We start from the raw sequence: 16859 nt of genomic DNA, 5'->3' as shown, positions 1-16859 counted from the left end.
CATGCCAAAACGCAAACGCAACAGTCTGGGCAAGGTCAAGCATTACCGCCAGCGCAGCTATACCCGCAAGAACCTGCTGCGCCGCCGCATCCTGAAATGGGCGCTGGGCCTGGCGGCCCTGTTCCTGGTAGGCTGGCTGGTGGCCGGCCCGGTGGTGGATTTCGGTTCCGGGCTGTGGTACAGCCTGAAAAACCGTCCCGCCGCGTCGGACAGCTCCGCCCCGCAGGCGGGCTCGGATCCCGCCGCCTCCGGCAGCACCTCCGAGGCCACCCCGGAACCGGAAGAGCCCGAAGCCACCCCCGCCGATACCACCTCCATCGTGGAGGGCAGCTGGACCTATGTGTCCCTGAGTGCCCTCACCAGTGAGGATCAGGCCGCCGCCACCGCCGCCGACCTGGCGTCCCAGGGGGTACGCTACGCGGTGATCACCCTCAAGGACGCGCAGGGCTACGTGTACTACGATTCCCAGGTGGCGCTGGCCGCCCAGTCCAAGGCCGGGATGCTGGTGGACGCCGCCATGGCGGCCCGTGTATTCAAGGAAGCGGGCATCGTCCCGGTGGCGGCCCTCAGCGCCTTTGAGGACCCCAAGACCCCCTATACCGACCGGAACCTGTCGGTGCATTACGGCAGCCAGGATGTGATCTGGCTCAATGCCGCCGCCGACGCGGGCGGTGTGCCCTGGCTGGATCCCACCGACACGGCGGCCCAGCAGTATATCGCCGACCTGATCGCCGAGATCAAGGCCCTGGGCTATGACCAGTTCCTGCTCAGCGGGGTGCAGTTCCCCAGCGGCTATAGCCTGAACGCCGCGGGCTACGACGCGGGCCTTGCCACCGAGATCGACAAGACCGCCCAGCTGGCCGCGGTCATCACCGCCTGGCAGCAGCAGGCCGACGCTGACGGTTCGGTGCTCTGGTTTGAGTACCCCGCCGACCAGGCCGCGCTGGAAGCCAGCGACACCATCGGCAGCCTGGCCGGGCTGGGTGTGCGCAATCTGGTGCTGGATATGGATGCTCTCTCCCCCGAGGATGACGGCACCCAGCGCACCGCCGCCCTCACCGCCGCCTCCGGCGCCGACCATCTGGTGCTGCACACCGGCGTGAACGGAAGCTTTGAGCGGTAATACCGCTGCCTGAAACAGGGCGCGGGCGTGCCGATGGACCGTCCCGCACCCAGGCTGCCGAAAAGGCGTTTTCGGCAGCCTGCTGCGCCGTTTTTCCTGCTCTGCGCGCAGAAAAAACGAGAATATGGCAAGTGGGAGAGGCCCCTGATGGTCCTCTCCCACACCCTCTCCCCTTTCGGTAAGAAAAGAGAGAATCTGTTTTCGCAAATTGCGGGCGCGGGCGTGCCGATGGGCCGCCCCGCCTTTTGCTGTTTCCAACTCCCGCGTTTCAACAGCAGGTATAAATTCAAAAGAAATTACAAAACAGGCGGCCTCCGCCGCCCGGAAAGGACGATCGCCCATGTCAGAGCCCTGCTTTGTGCCCGCCCGCATCCTGCTGCCGGACCCGTCGGTGCCGCTGGCCCGCTGGGCCTGCCTGGCCTGCGACCAGTTCACCAGCCAGCCGGACTACTGGGCCGACGCCCGCGCCGCCGCCGGGGAGGGCCCCACCGCCCTGGACCTGGTGCTGCCGGAGGTATATCTGGAGCAGCCGGACGTGGAAGGGCGGATCGCGGCCATCCACGCCGCCATGGAGCGGTATGAACAGCAGGTGCTCACCCGGGCGGTGAACGGGTATGTGTATCTGGAGCGCGTCGATTTCGCCGGGAATCTCCGGGCGGGGCTGGTGGGCGCGGTGGACCTGGAGCAGTACAGCTACGCCCCCGGCACCCGCCCCGCCGTGCGCCCTACCGAGGGCACGGTGGTGTCCCGCATTCCGCCCCGGCTGCGGGTGCGGCAGGGGGCCGCGCTGGAATCCCCCCATGTGATGATGCTCATTGATGACCCGGCCGATACGGTGCTGGGCCCGCTGGGCCGCGCCGCCGCCGGGCAGACCCCGCTCTACGAGGGCCAGCTGATGCTGGGCGGCGGTTCCATCCGAGGCTGGGCGGTGGAGGACCCGGCCCGGGTTGCGGCCATCACCCAGGCCCTGGCGGCGCTGGGCGCGCAGGAAAATTTTGACGCCCGCTACCCGGCCGCGGCGGGCCAGCCGCCCCTGACCCTGGCGGTGGGGGACGGCAACCACAGCCTGGCCACCGCCAAAGCCTGGTGGGAGCAGCTCAAACCCACCCTCTCCCCTGAGGAACAGAAAACCCATCCCGCCCGCTGGTGCCTGGCGGAGGTGTGCAACATCCACAGCCCGGCCATCGGCATCGAGCCCATCCACCGGGTGGTGTTCGGGGCCGACCCGGCGGTTTTTGCGGCGGATTTTGCCGCCTGGCTGAAAGAAAAGAACGCGCTGGCCGACCCGGCTGCCCCCGGCGCGCAGCGGTTCCGGCTGACCGGCGGCGAAACGCTGGCCGCCAGCGAAGCGGTGCACCCGCTGGCCGTGGGCACGCTGGAGGCCTTCCTGGCCGACTGGCTGCCCGCCCACCCCGCCGCCTCGGTGGACTTCATCCACGGGGAGGACGCGGTGGCCGCCCTGTGTGCGGACGGCACGGCGGCGGGGGTGCTGTTGCCCCCCTTTGCCAAGGAGGATATCTTCCGGGGCGTGGTACTGGGCGGGGTGCTGCCCCGCAAAACCTTCAGCATGGGCCACGCCCGGGACAAACGCTATTATCTGGAATGCCGCCGTATTCTGCCCTGAGGCATTCCGGGGAACGACAAGGTGTGAACAGGAGTAAGCATGACATTTGAACAACTGAATCTGATCGAACCGCTGCTGCAGGCCGTGCGGGAGGCGGGCTACGAGACCCCCTCCCCCATCCAGCAAAAGGCCATTCCCCCGGTATTGGAGGGGCGGGACCTGCTGGGCTGCGCCCAGACCGGAACCGGCAAGACCGCGGCCTTTGCCCTGCCGATTCTGCAGCGGCTGGCCCAGAGCCCGGTGAAAAGCAACAAGATCCGGGCGCTGATCCTCACCCCCACCCGGGAGCTGGCCCTCCAGATCGACGAAAGCTTCGCCGCCTATGGGGCCTACCTGCCGGTGCGGCACACGGTGATCTTCGGCGGCGTGGGCCAGGCGCCCCAGGTGGCCGCGCTGCAGCGGGGTGTGGAGGTACTCACCGCCTGCCCGGGCCGCCTGAACGACCTGATCGGCCAGGGCCACGTGGACCTGAGCGCGTTGGAGGTCTTTGTGCTGGACGAGGCCGACCGGATGCTGGACATGGGCTTTATCCATGACGTGAAAAAGGTCATCCGGCACCTGCCCGCCAAACGGCAGACCCTGCTGTTCAGCGCCACCATGCCTGCCGAGATCGAGCAGCTGGCCGGCAGCATCCTGCACAAGCCCGCGTCGGTCAAGGTGGACCCGGTGTCCAGCACGGTGGACCGGATCGATCAGTACCTGTTCCATGTGGAAAAGGCGGACAAGCCTGCCCTGCTCACCCGGCTGGTACAGCGGCCGGAGGTGACCAGCGCGCTGGTGTTCAGCCGCACCAAGCACGGGGCGGACAAGATCGCCCGCATCCTGAACAAGAACGGGGTCACCGCCGCCGCCATCCACGGCAACAAGAGCCAGAACGCCCGGGTGGCCGCCCTGGGCGGATTCAAGAAAGGCAGTACCCGGGTGCTGGTGGCCACCGATATCGCCGCCCGGGGTATCGATATCAACGAGCTGAGCCACGTATTCAACTACGACCTGCCCGAAGTGCCCGAAACCTATGTGCACCGCATCGGCCGCACCGGCCGGGCGGGCCAGGCGGGCGTGGCCATCAGCTTCTGCTCCAGCGAGCAGGAAGAATACCTGGCCGGTATCGAAAAACTCAATCGCCGGGCCATCCCGGTGCTCACAAGCCCGGAGGAGCTGGACGCACCCCTTGCCCAGCCCGCTCCCCGCAAACAGGAAGAAACGAAGAAAGGAGTCCGATCCCCCATGCCGGAAAACCAGAGGGAATCCCATGAAAACCAGCCGCTGAGCGCCAGCGCCAAACGCCGCCGCCGCCGCCGCCGGGCCCAGAGCCGCGCCGCCGCCGAGGGCGAGCAGGCCGCCCGCGCCCAGAGCGCCGAGGCCCCGGCCCAGCCGGCCAAAGCGGCCCAGCCCGCGCCCAAGGCCCAGCAGCCCGCCCGCAGCAAGCAGCCCGCCAAGGCCCAGCCGGCCCCGCAGCAGCCTGCCAAGGCGGCCCGCCCGGCCCGCGCCGAGCGCCCGGCCAAAGCGGCCCAGCCCGCACCCAAGGCCGCGCAGCCTGCCCGCAGCGAAAAGCCCGCCGCCAAACCGGCCCCGCAGCCGGTGGTCCGCAGCAAGGCCAAAGCCGCTTCCAAGGAGGAAGACCCCGGCCTGCTGCTGATCAGCCGCAAGCCGCCCCAGCAGAAGTTCCAGAGTTTTGAGGAGTATCTGGCCAGCCGCGGCGGCGCCTCGGCCCCCATCACAGGCGGCGACGAGGAATAACCCGATCCCTGTTCCGGCAGACCGGTGCCCACCGGCCTGCCGGTTTTTGTTTACAGGGGGTATACTTTCAACAATTTTTTCAACTTTTCCACAAGGAAAGCCCGGGAAAGGTGTGGAAAACCCGTCCGCACCGGTTTCACAGAGCAAAAGCCGGTAAAATTGGCAAAACCGCTTGACAAAGCCGGATTTGCATGGTACTATATATAACGCACTCCGACCTGGCGGATGGGGTGTCCACTGGGGAGAGGTGTCCGAGTGGTTTAAGGAGCCGGTCTTGAAAACCGGTGACCCGCAAGGGCCGTGGGTTCGAATCCCACCCTCTCCGCCATTTTCAATAGAATATTACCAATCACTTTGCTCTGGAGAAGTACTCAAGAGGTCGAAGAGGCGCCCCTGCTAAGGGCGTAGGTCGGGAAACCGGCGCGAGGGTTCAAATCCCTCCTTCTCCGCCAGAAAAAGCCCTGGAAACGATTCGTTTCCAGGGCTTTTCTCTATGTTCCGGTACACGCAAAAGTACACGCTTTCGTGCATCTGCCGCATGTGCACAGGATTGTTCTTTGACTTTTCAACATTCCGGCCAAACCATGTGGAAAACCCGCCCGGGTATCCGTAAAATCAGAATCCCCGGGCGGGTTTTGTTTTGTCTGTAAAAGCAGGCCTCAGCCCTTTTTGTACCAGCCTTCCGGGCCGTGGCGGTCCCGGCGGCGCAGCAGGAAGAAGTATCCCAGGCAGAGCCCCAGGCTCAGCAGCGCCGACACCGGCACCGCCAGACCGATCTGGAACACCCCCGCGCCGGGCAGGCGGCTCAGCGCGTAGGACAGCGGGATGCGCACCAGGAAGGAGGACAGCAGCCCCTGGGCCATGACAAAGGTGGTGTGTTCCCGGCCGTTGAAGTAGCCCAAAAAGCAGAAGGTCAGCGAGATCAGCAGGTATTCCGGCGAGCAGGCCCGCAGATACTCCGCGCAGGAAGCCACCACAGCCGGGTCCTGGCTGAACAGGCTGGCCAGCGCCCCGCCCGCAAAGAAGGTGGCCAGGAACATCACCAGGCCGCAGCACAGCGAGATGCCCTGGGCCAGCAGCAGCGACCGGTCGGCCCGGTGCTTGTTGCCCGCGCCCATGTTCTGGGCCACAAAGGTGGACAGCGCCGACATAAAGGCCATCGGCACGATGGACAAAAACACAAACAGCTTTTCGGCCACGCCCACGCCCGCCGATGCCACCACCCCCAGCCCGTTCACGATGCTGGTGATGATCAGAAAGGACAGGTTGGTCAGGCAGTCCTGCAAGGCGATGGGGGCGCCGATGCGCAAAATGCCGCGGATGGCCCGGCTGCCCTGCCCCCACATGGCCCGCACCGGGAACGGCAGCGGATGCCGCCGCAGATACCCCAGCGAGAACGCCACGCTCACCGCCTGGGCCAGGATGGTGGCCAGCGCCGCGCCGGACGCCGCCATGCCGAAGCCGCCCACAAACAAAATGTCCAGCCCCACGTTTACCAGGCAGGCGATAAACACAAACAGGAAGGGCGACCGGGAGTTGCCCACGCCCCGGAACACGCCGCTGATCCCGTTGTAGGCCGTGATGAACACGATACCGGACGAACAGATCCGCACATACCGCACCGTCTCGTCAAAGGCTTCGGCGGGCACGTTCATCAGCCGGGCGGCGGCGGGCGCGGCCAGCAGCATCACCGCCGTAAGCCCCAGCGCCATCCCCGCGAACAGCCGGATCTGGCCGCATACCGTGCGGCCGGCGTCCTCCGGGTCACCCGCGCCGATGGCCTTGCCCAGCCGCACCGTCACACCCATGGTCAGGCCGGTCACCACCACCGTGATGATCTGCATCACCTGGCTGCCGGTGGCCACCGCCGACACGCTGGCCGTGGGCGAAAACCAGCCCACCACCGCCAGGTCTGCCCCGCCGTAAAAGGCCTGCAGCAGCAGCGACAGCATCAGCGGCAGCGCAAACCGCACCAGCGGCCCCAGGATCGGGCCGGTCAAAAATGTGTTGTTCCGGTTGTTTTCCATATTTTCAGTCTGCCCCCTCCACGGCGCAAAAAAATCGCCAGCAAGCATACACTTGTTGGCGATAATGTATCAAACGAAGCGCGCATTCGCACAAATATACTGTATCGGAATCCCGTGCAAATGTCAAGTGAAATTTCCCGGTGCGGCCAGCATGGCCGCCGCCGGCGCCGCAGAGGGCGGCGCCTCCGCCTCACCCCGGCGGATGTAGACCAGCAGCAGCGCGGTCACCGCCAGGATGGCCGCCGCCACCCCCAGCGCAAACAACAGATTGCCCCATTTCATTTCCATGCCTCCTTTCGATTCGCCAGGCCGGTCAGATAGCCGTGCAGCGCGGCGGTGCTCTGGATCGCCTGGAACAGCAGCATAAAGCCCACCAGCCCGGTCAGGCTGTTGCGGAACGGGATGTCCAGCCGCCGCTGGAACCGGTACATGCTCAGATACAGCACCAGACACATGGCCGCCGTGAACAGGGTCAGCGGCCCCACCAGATAGGGATACCCGCACACCGCCAGCAAAAGCCCCGGGATAAACCCGAACAGAAACGCCAGGTCCAGCCAGATCACCGCCAGGTTCACGGTGGTGAAATACCGGGAATACGCCGTGCCCTGCTGCCAGGGATGCACCGCCCGCAGCCCCTCGATCATGCCGGTGGCCCAGCGGCGGCGCTGGCTGTACAGGCGGCCGGCGGTGTCCGGCACGGTGGTGTAGCCCACCGCCCGGGGCTCGTAGGTGGAGGGCAGACCTTTCTGCAGCAGGGTGTAGGTGAGCACGATGTCCTCCCCCATCACATCCTGCCAGCCGCCCGCCGCCCGCACCTCGGCGGTGTTGTAGGCGCTGAACGCCCCCTGCGCCACCAGGGTGGAACGGTAGCTGCCCTGGAACCGCTTCACCGCCGCGATGCTCAGCAGATAGTCGTAGTTCTGCATCCGGGCCCAGAAAGAACCCCGCCCGTTGGCCGCGAACAGGTTGCCCGCCACGCAGGCGCTGTTTCGGGCCACGATGTGGTCCATGATCCGCTGCACCGCGTTTTCCTCCAGCCAGGTGTCCGCGCCCACTGTGAGAAAATGGGGCGTGCGCACCCGCGCCAGCCCGGCGTTCAGGGCGTTGGCCTTGCCGGGGACGGGGCAGGCCACATATTCCACCGTGCAGCCCGGCCCGCCCGCCGCCTGCTGGGCCAGGATCGCCCGGCGGGTGCCGTCGGTGGAGCCGTTGTCCACCGCCAGGATGTGGATATGCCCCGCGTACTGCTGCCGCCGCAGCGCCCGGATCGCCAGCGGGATGTTGGTCTCCTCGTTGCGGGCGCAGAGGATGACGGTCACCGGCTCGTCGGTGTGGGGATGGCGGGGCGCGCGCCGGTGCAGCAGGTTGGAAAAGAACATGGCGCTCATCAGAAAGCCCGGCAGCAGCGCCATGCCCCCGATCGCCCACCACAGATACCCCGGCGGCAGCGCGCCGCCGATGGCCTGTACCCAGCCCGCGGCCAGGTACAGCGAGACCGCCAGCCATACGCCGGCCAGCCCCACCGAAACAACAAATCGTGTCTTCAAAGGATCACCTCCCCTCCACTCTACGCCGACCGCCCCGCCGGGGTGCGGGGCACACACCCCGGCCCCGCCGGCATAGGATGGGCACACGGGGCCCGCGCCCCCGCATCCCGCAGAACAAAGGAGGAGATCCCATGGGAATCACAAGTTCCAACAAGCAGGTCAGCGCCGCCAGCCTGGACTGCGACGGCACCCTCAAGGTGACCCTGGCCCTGGCTGCCGCGCCGGACATCACCGAGAACCCCACCGACATCCTGCTGGTGCTGGACCGTTCCGGCAGCATGGCCGGTTCGCCCCTGGCCAGCATGAAGGCGGGCGCCAAGGAGTTCATCGACATCCTGGACCGGGCCACCGACAGCGCCGCCGACGGCCACATCGGGGGCGGCAGCCGGATCGGGGTGGTGAGCTTTGCCGACACCGCCACCACCGACATTGCGCTGGTCACCTCGGTCAGCGCGCTGAAAAGCGCCGTGGATGGCCTGACCGCCGGCGGCGACACCAACCACGCCGACGCCTTTTCCCGGGCCATGAGCCTGTTTGACCCGCTCTCGGCCAACGCCAAGGTGATCGTGCTGTTCACCGACGGGCGCACCACCGCCGGCCCGCCGCCCGCCCCGGTGGCCGCCGCCGCCCGCGCCGCCGGCTGCATCATCTACTGCATCGGGCTGACCGGTTCCGACGGGCTGGACCTGGGCGCGCTGAACGACTGGGCCACCGACCCCAACGCCGCCCACGTGGCGATTGCCCCCGACAAGGGCGAACTGGAAGAGCTGTTCCGCGACCTGGCGGTGAACATCGCCCATCCCGGCGCCACCGGCATCGTGATCGACGAGGTGGTCAACAGCGATTTCATCATTACCAGCATCACCCCGCCCAGCCGGGGCACCGCTATGACGGTGGCCGCCGGTACCCTGCAGTGGAAGATCCCGGAGCTGGGTGTCAGCGGCAACGAGGGCGCGGTGCTGGAATTCTACATCCGGCATGTGGGCCAGACCTGCGGCGAAAAGCAGGTCAACGCTTCCATCACCTACCACGACAACGAGGGCAACCGGGTGCGGTTCCCCAGCCCCACCGTGCAGGTGGAGTGCGGCATGGTGGTAAAGCCCGAACCCTGCCCCACCCCGGTGGAGATGACCATGGACAGCTGCCGGGACTGCATGGAGGTGGACATGGGCGAGGTGTGGATGGAGTCCCAAGGCCGCATCCTGCAGCTGGACGTAACGGTCAAGAACGTCTGCCCGGGCAGGCGGGTGGCGCTGGCGGTGATTCTGACCGAACTGGACAGCGCCGGCGGCGAGCACCCCCGCGGCATGAAGACCATCACCGTGCCCGCCCACAGCTGTTCCGGCTGCCGGGATGTGCTGGTGCGGTGCGTCAAATTCGTGCTGCCGGAGGATCTGACCCTCTCCGGAAGCTGCCGCCACAGCCTGTGCGGGACCCGCCGGTTCAAGGCCCGGTGCATCGCCCATCCCATTGACACCGACTACTGCTGCTGCGGCCTTGTGCCCGGCGACGGCAACTGACAGAGCATAAACAGCGGGGGCCCGGGGCCTCCGCCGTTTGCTGTCCGGCAAGATGCTGAAAATCTGTGCCGGGTTTTGTGCGGGATGCCGCTTGCGCAAGGCCGAAGAAGATGGTATGCTGAAACCGGATAGTTAACGCTTTTAAGAAACCTGCAAAAGGAAAGGAATCCGCCCATGCAAACCGAAAAAGGGGCCAGCCTGGTCCAGATCAAGGCGCTGAACCGACGGCAGCTTCGCCGGGCCATCTACCGGCAGGGGCCGGTGGCTCGCAACCGTCTGGCGCGGGAACTGGGGGTCTCGCTGCCCACCGTCACCACCAGCGTGGCCGCCATGCTGGAGGAGGGCCTGCTCACCGAAACCCCGGACGAGGCCGCCCCCGGCAGCCTGGGCGGGCGGCCCGCCATGCTGGTGGATTTCCGCCCGGAAGCGGGCTTTGCAGTGGGGGTGGAACTGGGCCCCTACGGCACCCACGCCTGCCTGACCGATTTGCGGGGCACCGTGCGCTGCCAGACCCAGGGCCCGCCGCCCCCCGCCGACTATAACCAGATGCTGGCCGATACCGCCCGCCTGCTGGAACCCCTCTGCGCCGCCGCCCCGGAAGGGCGGCTGCTGGGTGTGGGGATCGGCCTGCCCGGCTTTGTGGAGAGCGGCCGGGGCGTGCTGCGCACCGGCCTGCAGGAAAGCTGGACCGGCCGCCCGCTGGCGGACGATCTGGCCCAGGCTCTGGGCCGCCCGGTCTGGGCGGACAACAACGTGCGGATGCGGGCGCTGTGGCGGGATATGCTCAGCGGCGAACCCGCCCCCGCCACCTTTGCCTACCTGTTTGTGTCCAAGGGCATCGCCTGCCCGCTGATGATCCACAACGATCTGCTGGCCGGCGCCCGGGCCACCGCCGGGGAGATCGGCCACACCATTCTGCAGCCGGGCGGGCCGGTCTGCCCGGGCTGCGGGCGGCGGGGCTGCCTGGAGGCGCTGGCCGGCGAAGCCGCCCTCACCGCCCGGGCCGCCGGCCTGCTGGCGGCGGGCAAAGCCCCCGCGCTGGCCGCCCGCCTGGCCGGACGCGCCTCCGATATGGCCGACCTGCTGGCGGTGCGGGACGAGGAACCCGCCGTGGCTACCCTGCTGGACGAGGCGGTGGATGCCCTGGGCCTGGCCGCCGCTAATCTGTTCAACTTCATCGGGCCCGACCTGCTGGCCGCCGACGGGCGCATCTTTACCCCCGCCGTCCACCGGGAACGGTTTTTGCAGGTTCTGCGGGCCAACCTGTTCGGCCTGTCGGCCCAGGAGGCCCCGGTGGAATTTATGCCCGACGCCCCGCTTACCGGCGCGCTGGGCGCCGCCGCCCATGTGATCCGCCATACCCTGCTGGCCTGACGCTTTCCCCCGCTCCGGCGGGGGCCGCGTTTTCTGAATTATGTAAAACTTTTAAGAAATAACACCGGGAGGGTTCCCCTCCCCCAGCCGAAAGGAGAACATCATGCTTACATTGGAACTGACCGATCAGACCGGCGCCGTTACCCAGGCCGAATGGCAGGCCGCGGCCGCCGAAGCCGCCCCGGTGCTGGCCCGCGCCCAGGCCGGCGAGGAACGCTATGCCGACAGCCTGGGCTGGCTGGATCCCACCCTCTGGGGCGGGCAGGACTGGGCCGGGCGGGCCGCCGCCCTGGCGCAGCAGCTGCGCGGCTTTGCCGATACCTTTGTGGTGATCGGGGTGGGCGGCAGCAACAACGCCGCCCGCACCGTGGTGGAGGCGCTGGACCTGCCCGGCGGCATGCGGATCGTCTGGGCGGGCAACACCCTCAGCCCCCACGCCATGAACAGGATGCTGGCCCAGCTGGAGGGCCGCAGCCCGGTGATCGACTGCATCGCCAAAAACTTTGAAACGCTGGAGCCCGGCGCCTCCTTCCGGGTGCTGCGCCGCTGGCTGACCGACCGCTACGGCAAGCAGGAAGCCGCCCGCCGCATCCTCTGCACCGGCACCCCGGGCAGTTCGCTGGAGAAGCTGGCCAAGGAGCAGGGATATACTTTCCTGCCTTTCCCGGAGCCGATCGGGGGCCGGTTCACCGCCCTGAGCCCGGTGCATCTGATGCCCATGGCCGCCGCCGGCGCGGATGTGGCCGCCCTGTGCCGGGGCGCGGAGAAAATGGCCGCCGCCCTGCGCCGCCAGCCCGCCGACGAAAACCCCGCTCTGCAGTACGCCGCGCTGCGTTACCTGCTGTGGCAGAAGGGCTACCGGGCCGAACTGCTCAGCTGCTTTGAGCCCCGCATGAAGGGCCTGTTCAAATGGTGGGAGCAGCTGTTTGCCGAGAGCGAGGGCAAGGACGGCCGGGGCCTGCTGCCGGTGACCGGCGAATTCAGCGAACAGCTGCACAGCCTGGGCCAGTTTATCCAGGACGGCACCCATATCCTGTTTGAGACCTTCCTGAACGTGAAGGAGCAGCAGGCGTCCCTGTCCCTGGCGCCCGACGGGGTGGAGGACGGCTTCGGCTACCTGGACGACAAGGACTTTGAAGACCTGAACCGGGCCGCCTTTGCCGCCACCCGCACCGCCCACAGCGCCACCCTGCCCTGTGTGACCCTGACCATCGACCGGGTGGACGAGGAAAACCTGGGCGGGCTGTTCTACTTCTTCCAGTTTGCCTGCTACCTGTCCGCCGAACTGCTGGGGGTGAATCCCTTTGACCAGCCCGGCGTGGAGGCCTACAAGGGCTGGATGTTCCGCGCCCTGGGCAAGCCCGGCGCGTAAAGGAAAGGAGTACGGCCATGGCCAAACGACCCCATATCATCCTGTTCAACCCGGACCAGATGCGGGCGGACGCCCTGGCTCATCTGGGAGAAAACCCCGCCGCCCAGACCCCCTTTCTGGACGCGCTGGCGGCCGGGCAGGCGGCCAGCTACCGGCATGCCTATTGCCAGAACCCGGTCTGTGTGCCCAGCCGGTGCAGCTTCCTCACCGGGCAGTACCCCCATGTGCACGGCCACCGTACCATGCGGTATATGCTGCACGGGGAGGAGAGCAGCCTGTTCAGCGAACTGAAAGCCGCCGGCTACCATGTGTGGATGAACGCCCGCAACGACTTTCTGCCCGGGCAGGACCCGGACGCCTTTGCCCGCCATGCGGACGAGGTGTTCTACGGGGGCGACGAGCCCCCCGCCCCCGGCCCGGAGCGGGAGAACCCCCGGGGCGAGCCGGGCGGCAAGGACTATTTCAGCCACTACAAGGGCCGCCTGAAAACCGACGGCCGGGGCCGCAACTACAGCGAGGACGACCAGATCGTGGACGCCGCCCTGCGCCGCATCCGCACCCCGGTGCCCGGGGACAAGCCCCTGTGTATGTTCCTGGGGCTCATATGGCCCCACCCGCCCTACCAGGCGGAGGAGCCGTATTTCTCCGCCATCGACCGGTCGGCCCTGCCGCCCCGCTGCCCCGCCGGGCCGGTGGAGGGCGAACCCCGCATCGAGACCCTGATCCGCCAGGGCCAGGGCATGCAGGCCTACACCGAAGCCGACTGGGATGAGCTGCGGGCCTGCTATGCCGCCATGTGCAAAAAGGTGGACGAGCAGTTCCGCCGCCTGTGCGACGGCCTCAAAGAGGCCGGTATCTACGACGACTGCGCCATCTTCTTTTTCAGCGACCATGGGGATTACCAGGGCCGGGCGGGCCTGTCGGAAAAGTGCCAGAATACCTTCCCGGAGGATCTGGTGCGGGTGCCGCTGCTGATCAAGCCGCCGAAAGGTGTATCCCTGGTGCCCGGTGTGCGGGACGGCCTGGCCGAACTGGTGGACGTGTACGCCACCGTGATGGATCTGGCGGGGGTGGCCCCGGACCATACCCACTTTGGCCGCAGCCTGCGGGCCAGCCTGGCCGACCCGGCCGCGCCGCTGCGCCCCTACGCCTGCTGCGAGGGCGGCCGCCTGGCGGGCGAGGTGCACTGCGACGAGAGCCACGCCAACGGCCCCGAGGGGGTGCAGCCCGCCAACGAGTACTATCCCCGGCTCAAGGCCCAGGAGGACGACGTGGCCCACGGCAAGGCCACCATGCTGCGCACCGAACGCTACAAGTATGTGCGCCGCCTGTATGAGGAGGACCAGCTGTTCGATCTGGAAACCGACCCCCACGAAACCGTCAACCGCATTGCCGACCCGGCGCTGGCGGAGGTTCTGGCCCAGCTGCGGCTGGCCATGCTGGGCTGGTACCAGGCCACCTGCGACGCGGTGCCCTTTGCCTACGACGGCCGTTTTACCGGCGAGATGCTCTGGGCCCGGGTCAAGCGGTTCTGCCCGCCGGAACAAAAAGAACGGGTGCTGGCCATGGCCCGGGAGAACATCCCCATGGCCCGGGTGCTGGCCTGGGCCGCCCGCCTGGCCCAAGGCGGCGACCCGGATTCCCGCCCCTGAGCCGTTTGTCCTGTACCCCTCAAAGCGCCCCGGTGCTGCCCGCACCGGGGCGCTTTTTGTATACCGAAAACCACTCGCTAGGCGAGTGGTTCAAAAGAAGACTAATGTCGATAATGGAAAAAGAAAAACTCCCTTTGCTATACTGGGAGTGCGGTCTGCCAACTGCACAAGCAAGCAAAGGGAGGTCATTCAAAAATGAACGACGTAAATAGTTTATCGCATACCAGTTGGAATTGCAAATATCATGTGGTGTTCACACCAAAATACAGGAGGAAGGTATTCTTCGGAGAGAAAAGAAGAGAAATTGGAAGCATTCTGAGAACGCTATGTAATTGGAAAGGAATCAAGATCATCGAAGCGGAGGTGTGCCCGGACCACATTCACATGCTGATCGAGATACCACCAAAGATAGCGGTGGCGAGTTTCATGGGGTACCTGAAAGGGAAGAGCAGCCTGATGCTGTACGAGAAGTTTCCGGAACTGAAATATAAATATCGGAACCGGGAATTCTGGTGCTGTGGATACTACGTGGACACGGCAGGAAAAAATGCAAAGAAGATACAGGAGTACATCCAACGTCAGTACGAGCAGGACAAAGCAGGAGAGCAGCTGACCATGCCAAACTTCTAACGGGCCCGTTTACGGGCGGCAAGTAACAGAACCTTCGCGGCTGGCAGACCGTACTTGCGTGACGTGACGCGCACGCTAGTATTCTAGGGCTATGCCCGCATATGAAAAACCCCCGGCTTTGCCGGGGGATATTTATTATGCCCCGCGTAAAATTTGCCCGCAACAGGGGCATACTGTTTTTGCACCGCAGCGGCCAAAAAAGGCGGGAAACCGGTCGATTTTGCACAGGCCGCAAATGCCTATTGACAGAGATGTAACAGTCTGGTATCCTGTCTTTGCACCCGTGGACGCGGCGGCCGAAGAGGGCTTTGGGCCCGCCGCACCCCAGAGAAAAGAAAAGGAGAGTGTACACATGAAAAACATCGGCAAGACCCTGTTGGCGGCCCTGCTGGCGCTGGCTCTGCTGGCCGGCTGTGCGTCCGGAAATTCCGGCAGCAGCAGCTCCGCCCCGGAAAGCCAGTCTGCCGCCCAGGGCGGCACCTTCACCGTCACCGGCAGCGGCTACGGCGGCGACGTGACCGTGGACGTGACCATTGAGAACGGTACCATCACCGGTCTGGAGCTGGGTGAAAACAAGGAGTCCCTGGTGGTGATCGAGCGGGCCTTCCCGCTGCTGCAGGAGCGCATCCTGGCCGCTAACACCGCCGATGTGGACAGCGTGTCCGGCGCCACCTTCTCCTCCTACGCGGTCAAGGCCGCCGTGGCGGATGCCATGGCTCAGGCCGGCATGGAGGCTCCTTCCATCGGCATGAACGACAAGAAGGAGTATGAGGCCACCACCCTGGAGGACGTGACCACCGATCTGGTGATCGTGGGCGGCGGCCCCAGCGGTCTGGCCGCGGCCATCACCGCCAAGGAGACCAACCCTGACCTGAACGTGCTGGTTGTGGAAAAGCTGGACATCCTGTCCGGCAACGGCAAGTTCGACCTGAACTTCTACGACATGTTCAACTCCGAGGCCCAGAAGGCCAACGGCGTGGAGGACAGCAAGGAGCAGTTCATCGAGGACATGAAGGACGCGGGCAACACCCCCGAGCGTCTGCAGGTCTGGGCGGACGGCGAGGAGGTCATCGACGCCTGGCTGCGCAGCTTCGGCGTGACCCTGGACCACAACTACGGCGGCCGCAACCACATGGCCACCAAGGACGACTACGCCGGCCAGATGATCCAGCGCGAGATGGAAAAGCAGGCCCTGGCCCTGGGCGTGGAGATCCGCACCGGCACCGCCGGCGTGGACCTGGTGATGGAAGACAATGCTGTCAAGGGCGTGAGCGTGCTCACCAACCACAACGAGAGCTACAACATCCTGGCGGGCAAGACCATCCTCGCCACCGGCGGCTTCTCCTGGAACCAGGAGCTGCTGGAGAAGTACGCCCCCGACTACGTGGGCTACGCCACCTCCAACCAGATGGGCGCCACCGGCGACTTTGTGCCCGTGTTTGAAAAGTACGGCATGAAGCTGGAGAACATGGGCAAGATCCGCATGATCCCCCTGATCCTGCTGCCCAGCCGCGATCTGACCAACAGCGGCGCCGGCACCGTGCTGGTGAACCAGAACGGCGAGCGCTTTGTGAACGAGCGCAACAGCGAGCTGGAACTGGCCGAGCCCATCCGTGAGCAGGAGAGCGTCTGGATGGTGGTGGACACCCAGAAGGTGGAAGACCACGCCAACGTGCGCAAGCAGGTCAAGGAAGGCCGCTTTGCCGAGGCCGCTACCCTGGACGAGGTGGCCGAGATCATCGGCTGCGACGCCGAGACCCTGAAGGCCACCTTCGAGGCCTACAACGCCAACGCCGAAGCCGGCACCGCCGACGAGTTCGGCCTGACCCCCGAGCGCGCCATCCTGGCCGAGGGCCCCTACTACGTGAGCAAGGCCGCCAGCGCCGTGCACATGACCAAGGGCGGCGTTGCCTGTGACGAGCAGGCCCGTGTGCTGTTCGAGGACGGCTCTGTCGTGGACGGTCTGTACGCCTGCGGCGAGGTCACCTGGCAGTCCGGCGGCTACAGCCAGTCCGTGGTGTTCGGCCGCATCGCCGGCGCCAACGCTGCCACTGAGCTGAGCGCGTAATTCTGTTTAAAAGGCACTGCAAAAGAGAAGGCCCCCTGCTATTCAGCAGGGGGCCTTCCTCTGTTCATATAAGAACCACAAGCTATGCTTGTGGGCGAATATAGCACGAGCGTTGATACGGAAAAAAAGAACCTCCTTTTGCTAAAATAGAAGCGGGTAACGCCAACCGCACTACAGCAAAA

The 16859-nt window shown here is 66.1% G+C and carries 11 protein-coding genes, 2 tRNA genes and 1 pseudogene; 11 read left to right on the top strand and 3 right to left on the bottom strand.

Annotation, left to right across the window (positions count from 1 at the left end):
• The first annotated feature begins 1 nt into the window (after position 1).
• From B5E65_RS11435 to B5E65_RS11415, 5 genes are all read left to right on the top strand, one after another.
• Positions 2-1123, top strand: coding sequence for a putative glycoside hydrolase (locus B5E65_RS11435; protein ID WP_087171898.1), 1122 nt, complete (start codon positions 2-4; stop codon positions 1121-1123).
• 340 nt (positions 1124-1463) lie between these two features.
• Positions 1464-2747: a DUF1015 domain-containing protein gene (locus tag B5E65_RS11430; RefSeq protein WP_087171897.1), complete on the top strand. Its 1284-nt coding sequence runs from the start codon at positions 1464-1466 to the stop codon at positions 2745-2747.
• Positions 2748-2786: 39 nt separating this feature from the next.
• Positions 2787-4487, top strand: a complete 1701-nt coding sequence (locus tag B5E65_RS11425) for a DEAD/DEAH box helicase (protein ID WP_087171896.1) — start codon at positions 2787-2789, stop codon at positions 4485-4487.
• Positions 4488-4728: 241 nt separating this feature from the next.
• Positions 4729-4815 (top strand) — tRNA-Ser (locus B5E65_RS11420).
• A 33-nt stretch (positions 4816-4848) separates the two neighbouring features.
• Positions 4849-4939, top strand: a tRNA-Ser gene (locus tag B5E65_RS11415).
• A 207-nt stretch (positions 4940-5146) separates the two neighbouring features.
• On the opposite strand, the gene B5E65_RS11410 is transcribed toward B5E65_RS11415, so the two are convergent.
• From B5E65_RS11410 to B5E65_RS11405, 3 genes are all read right to left on the bottom strand, one after another.
• A complete protein-coding gene (locus B5E65_RS11410) occupies positions 5147-6514 on the bottom strand; it encodes an MATE family efflux transporter (RefSeq protein WP_087171895.1) in 1368 nt (455 codons plus the stop codon).
• Between the two features lie 123 nt (positions 6515-6637).
• Positions 6638-6796, bottom strand: a complete 159-nt coding sequence (locus B5E65_RS16235; protein WP_158098585.1) for a hypothetical protein — start codon at positions 6794-6796, stop codon at positions 6638-6640.
• Positions 6793-8061: a glycosyltransferase family 2 protein gene (locus B5E65_RS11405; RefSeq protein WP_087171894.1), complete on the bottom strand. Its 1269-nt coding sequence runs from the start codon at positions 8059-8061 to the stop codon at positions 6793-6795. Before B5E65_RS11405 ends, B5E65_RS16235 begins: the two co-directional genes overlap by 4 nt.
• 131 nt (positions 8062-8192) lie before the next feature.
• Here B5E65_RS11405 and B5E65_RS11400 point away from each other — a divergent pair, with 131 nt between their 5' ends.
• From B5E65_RS11400 to B5E65_RS11375, 6 genes and pseudogenes are all read left to right on the top strand, one after another.
• Positions 8193-9581: a vWA domain-containing protein gene (locus B5E65_RS11400; protein ID WP_087171893.1), complete on the top strand. Its 1389-nt coding sequence runs from the start codon at positions 8193-8195 to the stop codon at positions 9579-9581.
• A 174-nt stretch (positions 9582-9755) separates the two neighbouring features.
• On the top strand, positions 9756-10955 hold the full coding sequence (locus B5E65_RS11395; protein ID WP_087171892.1) for an ROK family transcriptional regulator: 1200 nt from the start codon (positions 9756-9758) through the stop codon (positions 10953-10955).
• Between the two features lie 103 nt (positions 10956-11058).
• The gene (locus B5E65_RS11390; protein ID WP_087171891.1) at positions 11059-12327 is read left to right on the top strand and encodes a glucose-6-phosphate isomerase; all 1269 of its coding nucleotides are present in this window, start codon (positions 11059-11061) and stop codon (positions 12325-12327) included.
• Between the two features lie 17 nt (positions 12328-12344).
• On the top strand, positions 12345-13979 hold the full coding sequence (locus B5E65_RS11385) for a sulfatase family protein (RefSeq protein ID WP_087171890.1): 1635 nt from the start codon (positions 12345-12347) through the stop codon (positions 13977-13979).
• A gap of 195 nt (positions 13980-14174) precedes the next feature.
• Positions 14175-14635 (top strand): annotated as a pseudogene (gene tnpA, locus B5E65_RS11380) (IS200/IS605 family transposase).
• Positions 14636-14961: 326 nt separating this feature from the next.
• Positions 14962-16677 (top strand): FAD-binding protein, encoded by a 1716-nt coding sequence (locus B5E65_RS11375; RefSeq protein WP_087171888.1) that lies wholly within the window; start codon positions 14962-14964, stop codon positions 16675-16677.
• Positions 16678-16859: the final 182 nt, after the last annotated feature.

It is taken from the genome of Gemmiger sp. An120 (assembly GCF_002160955.1).
GTDB classification, from domain to species: Bacteria; Bacillota; Clostridia; order Oscillospirales; family Ruminococcaceae; genus Gemmiger_A; species Gemmiger_A avium.
Note: the sequence above shows the minus strand (reverse complement) of the source record. Positions and strands in the feature narration are given on the sequence as shown.

Bases quoted from the DNA above. Each gene is read 5' to 3' on its own strand.
- B5E65_RS11375 (WP_087171888.1), top strand. From the start codon at position 14,962: ATGAAAAACATCGGCAAGACCCTGTTGGCGGCCCTGCTGGCGCTGGCT.
- B5E65_RS11390 (WP_087171891.1), top strand. From the start codon at position 11,059: ATGCTTACATTGGAACTGACCGATCAGACCGGCGCCGTTACCCAGGCC.
- B5E65_RS11430 (WP_087171897.1), top strand. From the start codon at position 1,464: ATGTCAGAGCCCTGCTTTGTGCCCGCCCGCATCCTGCTGCCGGACCCG.
- B5E65_RS11410 (WP_087171895.1), bottom strand. From the start codon at position 6,514: ATGGAAAACAACCGGAACAACACATTTTTGACCGGCCCGATCCTGGGG.
- B5E65_RS16235 (WP_158098585.1), bottom strand. From the start codon at position 6,796: ATGAAATGGGGCAATCTGTTGTTTGCGCTGGGGGTGGCGGCGGCCATC.
- B5E65_RS11385 (WP_087171890.1), top strand. From the start codon at position 12,345: ATGGCCAAACGACCCCATATCATCCTGTTCAACCCGGACCAGATGCGG.
- B5E65_RS11435 (WP_087171898.1), top strand. From the start codon at position 2: ATGCCAAAACGCAAACGCAACAGTCTGGGCAAGGTCAAGCATTACCGC.
- B5E65_RS11400 (WP_087171893.1), top strand. From the start codon at position 8,193: ATGGGAATCACAAGTTCCAACAAGCAGGTCAGCGCCGCCAGCCTGGAC.
- B5E65_RS11395 (WP_087171892.1), top strand. From the start codon at position 9,756: ATGCAAACCGAAAAAGGGGCCAGCCTGGTCCAGATCAAGGCGCTGAAC.
- B5E65_RS11425 (WP_087171896.1), top strand. From the start codon at position 2,787: ATGACATTTGAACAACTGAATCTGATCGAACCGCTGCTGCAGGCCGTG.